Origin of the sequence: Dietzia sp. DQ11-71, assembly GCF_014144995.1 — a bacterium.
Taxonomy (GTDB): Bacteria; Actinomycetota; Actinomycetes; order Mycobacteriales; family Mycobacteriaceae; genus Dietzia; species Dietzia kunjamensis.
Genome location: NZ_JAALDT010000342.1, coordinates 1 through 5,341, shown reverse-complemented (window position 1 = coordinate 5,341; position 5,341 = coordinate 1). Strand labels below are relative to the sequence as shown.

General features: G+C 71.1%; 4 protein-coding genes. All 4 read right to left on the bottom strand.

Features of this window, described 5'->3' with window-relative positions; translation table 11 throughout:
* Positions 1-722 (bottom strand): DNA polymerase IV (locus tag G6023_RS12200; RefSeq protein WP_182635711.1); only part of this gene is annotated, 722 nt, incomplete at its 3' end.
* A 13-nt stretch (positions 723-735) separates the two neighbouring features.
* Complete coding sequence (gene ileS, locus G6023_RS12195; RefSeq protein ID WP_182635709.1) at positions 736-3,945, bottom strand: isoleucine--tRNA ligase; 3,210 nt, start codon at positions 3,943-3,945, stop codon at positions 736-738.
* 284 nt (positions 3,946-4,229) lie between these two features.
* Positions 4,230-4,442, bottom strand: coding sequence for a hypothetical protein (locus tag G6023_RS12190; protein WP_069389112.1), 213 nt, complete (start codon positions 4,440-4,442; stop codon positions 4,230-4,232).
* A 158-nt stretch (positions 4,443-4,600) separates the two neighbouring features.
* Positions 4,601-5,341: DivIVA domain-containing protein (locus G6023_RS12185; RefSeq protein WP_182635707.1), on the bottom strand; the 741-nt coding region annotated here is incomplete at its 5' end.

The window sequence follows — 5,341 nt, the reverse complement described above, 5'->3', positions numbered from 1 at the left end:
ACCGGCCGGTCGTCGTACCCCCGCGCGATCCGGGCGATCGCCGGGCCGACCGTCTTGCCGAGCGCGTGGGCCACGTCGTCGTCGTCCATCGCCGCGAGGTCACCGATGGTCGCCACCCCGAACTGCGCCAGCCGCTCCCCCGCCACCGGGCCCACACCCCACAGGCTCCGCACCGGCAACGGGAACATCACCTCGGCGTGGTCGCGGCGCGGCACCACCACCACACCGTCCGGCTTGGCCAGCTCCGAGGCGATCTTGGCGTACTGCTTGCCCGCCCCCGCCCCCACCGACGCCGGGAGCCCGGTCGCCGCACGGATGGCGGCACGCAACTCCTGCGCCCACTGTCGGGTGCGGTCGGCGTCGGCGCCCCGCAGCTCCGGTGGCTCGAGGAAGGCCTCGTCCACGGAGATCTGCTCCACGACCGGCGCGTGCTCGGCGAACACCTCGAACACCCGGCGGCTCAGAACCCGGTAGACCGGCATCCGCGGCGAGACGAACACCGCGCCCGGCCCCACCAGGCGCCGCGCCTGGTGTGAGGGCATGGCCGAGCGGGCACCCTTGGCTCGCGCCTCGTAGGAACACCCCGCCACCACACCGCGGCCGCCCTGACCGCCCACGAGCACCGGCCGACCCCGCAGGGTCGGCCGGGTCAGCTGCTCGCAGGACGCGAAGAACGCGTCCATGTCCACGTGCAGGACCCAGCGGTCCTGCCCGCCACCCATGACGAGCCGCCGGTCAGACCCGAGCCAGCGTCATCCGGACGCCCTCGGCGAGGTCGACCGGGTCCCCGTCTGCCGGGTCCAGTGCGTCGACCACGGCGAAGTCGGTGGCCAGCACCTCGCCGGCGATGAGCTGCGCGTGACGGTCCGCCCACTCACGGCGGGCGGCCGGCACCTCCATGCGCACCCGGATGCGGTCGGAGATGTCGAAACCGGCACCGCGGCGGGCCTCCTGGATCTCGCGGATCCGGTCCTTTGCCCAGCCCTCGGCCTCGAGCTCCTCGGTGACCGTCAGATCCAGCACGACCAGGCCGGCACCGCCGGGCAGCGCCGCCGTGGACTCGGGATCGGCGGCCACGAGCCGGTGCTCGTACTCGCCCTCCTGCAGCTCGACGCCGCCGGCGACCACGACGCCGTCGGTCTCGGTCCAGTCACCGGACTTGGCGGCCTTGATGCAGGCCTGGACCTGCTTGCCCAGCCGCGGGCCGGCAGCGCGCGCGTTGACCGCCAGTTCCATCCGCCCGTGGGTGGCCACGTCGCTGGTGAGGCGCACCTCGCGGACGTTGACCTCGTCGGCGATGAGACCGGTGAACGGCTGGAGCCGCTCTGCGTCGGGCATGGCCACCGTGAGCGAGCTGAGCGGCAGGCGCACCCGCAGGTGCTTGGCCTTGCGGATCGAGGACACGGTGGAGCACACGTCGCGCACGGCCTCCATCGCCTCGACCAGGTCGGCATCGTGCGGCAGCTCGTCGGCGGCCGGCCAGTCCACCAGGTGCACCGACTCCTCACCGGTGAGCCCGGTCCACACGACCTCGCTCATCAGCGGCAGCAGCGGCGCGGCGAGGCGCATGGTGGTCTCGAGCACCGTGTAGAGGGTGTCGAAGGCGTCGCGGGAATCCTGGCCGCTGTCCTCGCCGGCCCAGAACCGGGAGCGCGACCGGCGGACGTACCAGTTGGTCAGGGCGTCGGCGAACAGGCGCAGCTCGTCGCAAGCCGCCGCGATGTCCGTCGCGTCCAGCGCCTCGGTCATGGCGTCGCGCGTGGACGCCAGGCGGGACAGGATGTAGCGGTCCAGCACGTGCTCCGAGTCCGTACGCCAGGTGGCCCGGCGGGAGGCGTACAGCTGGAAGAAGCTGTAGGAGTTCCACAGCGGCAGCATGGCCTGGCGGACGCCCTCGCGGATGCCCTGCTCGGTCACCACGAGGTTGCCGCCCCGCAGGATCGGCGAGCTCATGAGGAACCAGCGCATGGCGTCCGAGCCGTCGCGGGAGAACACCTCGTTGACGTCCGGGTAGTTGCCCTTGGACTTGCTCATCTTGAGACCGTCGTTGCCCAGGACGATCCCGTGGGCGGCGACATGGGTGAACGCGGGACGGTCGAACAGCGCGGTGGCCAGCACGTGCAGGGTGTAGAACCAGCCGCGGGTCTGCCCGTTGTACTCGACGATGAAGTCACCCGGGTTGTGGGTCTCGAACCACTCCTTGTTCTCGAAGGGGTAGTGGACCTGGGCGAACGGCATCGACCCGGACTCGAACCAGCAGTCGAACACGTCCGGGATGCGGCGCATGGTGGACTTGCCGGTCGGGTCGTCCGGGTTGGGCCGGGTCAGCTCGTCGATGTACGGGCGGTGCAGGTCGGTGGGCCGGACGCCGAAGTCGGCTTCCAACTCGTCGAGGGACCCGTAGACGTCGACCCGCGGGTAGGCGGGGTCGTCGGACTCCCACACCGGGATCGGGGCGCCCCAGTAGCGGTTGCGGTTGATGTTCCAGTCGCGGGCGCCCTCGAGCCACTTGCCGAACTGGCCGTCGCGCACGTGCTCCGGCATCCAGGTGATGTGCTCGCGGTTGAGCTCGACCATGCGGCCCCGGAACGCGGTGACCTTGACGAACCACGCGGGCAACGCCATGTAGATGAGCGGCTGGCCGGAGCGCCACGAGTGCGGGTAGGAGTGCTCGATGGTCTCGTGGCGGATCAGACGGCCATCGGCCCGCAGATCGCGGGAGATGGGCGCGTTGGCGTCGAAGACGAGCTGCCCGGCGTACGGCGGCACCTCGGTGGTGAACTTGCCGTCCGGGCCCACCGGGATGACGAGCTCGATCCCGGCGGCGTCGCAGGCGTCCTTGTCCTCCTCACCGAAGGCGGGCGCGAGGTGGACGACGCCGGTACCGGACTCGGTGGTGACATAGTCGGCCGAGAGCACGACGTGCGCACCCGCGTGACCGGCGAAGAAGTCGAACGGCGGGGTGTACCGCAGGCCCACCGACTCAGAGCCCTTGACGGTCGTCACGACCTCCGCGTCCTCACCGAACTCGGCGGCGTAGACGCCGCGACGGGCCTCGGCGATGACGAAGCTCCGCCCGGCGAACTCACCGGAGTTGACCCGGACCACCGAGTAGTCGATCTCGGGGTGGACGGCGGCGGCGAGGTTGGAGGGCAGGGTCCACGGCGTGGTGGTCCACACCAGTGCCTCGGCGCCGTGGAACGGGCTGTCCTGCGGGGCCTCCAGGGGCAGCCCGACGGTGACGGCCGGGTCCTGACGCATCTTGTAGGCGTCGTCCAGGCGGGTCTCCTGGTTGGACAGTGGCGTCTGCTCGTACCAGGAGTACGGCAGCACGCGGAAGCCCTTGTAGATCAGCCCCTTGTCGTAGAGCCGCTTGAAGGCCCACAGCACGGACTCGGTGAAGTCGATGTCGAGGGTCTTGTAGTCGTTCTCGAAGTCCACCCAGCGGGCCTGGCGGTGGACGTACTTCTCCCACTCGTCGGTGTACTGCAGCACCGACATCTCGCAGGCGTTGTTGAACTCGGCCAGGCCCATGTCGAGGATCTGGGACTTCTCGGTGATACCGAGCTGCTTCTCGGCCTCGAGCTCGGCGGGCAGGCCGTGGCAGTCCCAGCCGAACCTGCGCTCGACCCTGTACCCACGCATGGTGCGGTAACGCGGGACGACGTCCTTGACGTACCCGGTGAGCAGGTGACCGTAGTGGGGCAGGCCGTTGGCGAACGGGGGCCCGTCGTAGAAGACGTACTCCTGCGCGTCCGCACGGTTGCGGATGGACTCGCGGAACGTGTCGCGCTCGTCCCACCGCTGCAGGACCGTCTCCTCGAGGGCGGGGAACGACGGCGTCTGGGACGTGGCGCCCCCGGCGAGGTCGAGCACGGGGTACGCGCTGCCGGTGGCAGCGGGCTCGCCGTCGGCGCGCTCGGTCGCTACGGGTTCGGTGCTCATCTGGGCGGACTCCTCGCGTACGGGGCCCGCACGAGTTCGCATCCGTGGGGCCGTCAGGCCTGCGCTCGGGGACGAACCGGATCGCGTCTGGCGCGTTCCGTCCGCGGTACCACCCCGTTTGGCGACGACGTGCGACGCCCACTCGTGGGTCGGGCTGTGACGGGCTCCCCCGTTCGGTTCTACTGAGCGGTCCCCGCCGTGCGGGATCCCACCGTTCTTCCGAGCACTCCCCGGTGATGGCCGGATCTCCGCGCGTCCGGCTCACGGCCGGACAGGTTCCGATATTACCCGTCGGCGCGGGCGTCCGCCTCTTCCGAGGTCGCCCGCGGCTCGCGGTCGCGCTCGGCGCGCCCCCGGACCAGGTCGACCAGCAGCAGGACCAGCCCCAGGGCCCCAACGAGGATGCACGCCCACGCCCACCCGATCTGACCCGTCGCGACGGCGGCCACGAGGAAGGCGAAACCGAGGATCGTCAGTCCTAGCGCGGCGACGAGCATCCGTGCCTCCTGGTGGGCGAATCCTGGTGTTGGGCGAATTCTGGGAGCTGTGCGATGGGAAAGGGGGTCGCACCGTCGTTGGCCCCGTCCCCCCGAATATACGTCGGTCCCCGCACCCTTGGGCAGGGGCGGGGACCGCATCGGTCACGCGGGGTGGATCACTCGGCGCGGTGACCGCCGTCCTTCTTGGCCGACTGGTCGGAGGAGCCGGGGGCGCCGGCACTGCCGGTACCCTCGCCGGCCGTGGACGAGGCCGCCGGGCCGCCCGGGGTGGACGAGGCCGCAGTGGCCGCCGGGGCGGCCGGGGCGGCCGATCCGGTCTTGCCGAGCTCCGAGAGCTGGTTCTCCAGGTAGCTGGTGAGGCGGCTGCGGTAGTCCTTCTCGAACGTGCGCAGCTGGTCGATCCGGCTCTCGAGCACGCCACGCTGCTGGTTGATGGTGGCCATGATCTCGGTGTGCTTGCGCTCGGCGTCGGCCTGCAGGGCGTCGGCCTTGGCCTGCGCCTCCTTGACCTGCTGCTCGGACCGGGCCTGGGCGTCCTTCACGATGCCGTCCGACTTGCTCTTGGCCTCGGTGAGGATCTTGTCGGCCTCCTTGCGGGCGTCGCCGACCATCTTCTCGGACTGGGACTTGGCGTCGCCGACCAGGCGATCGGACTGGGACTTGGCGTCGCCCACCAACCGGTCGGACTCGCTCCGGGCCTTGGCCATGAGTCCGTCGGACTCCTTCTTGGCCTCGCCGGTGAGCCGGTCGGCCATCTCCTGGGCCATGGCCAGGACGCGGGCGGCGCGCAGGTGGGTCTCGTTGTTGGCGGCGCCGTCGTCCTCGCTCTTGCCCAGCGACGGGGTCGCGGCGGCGGGAGTCGGGGTGGTCGGCGCGGCGGCCGCGGCAGGTGCGGG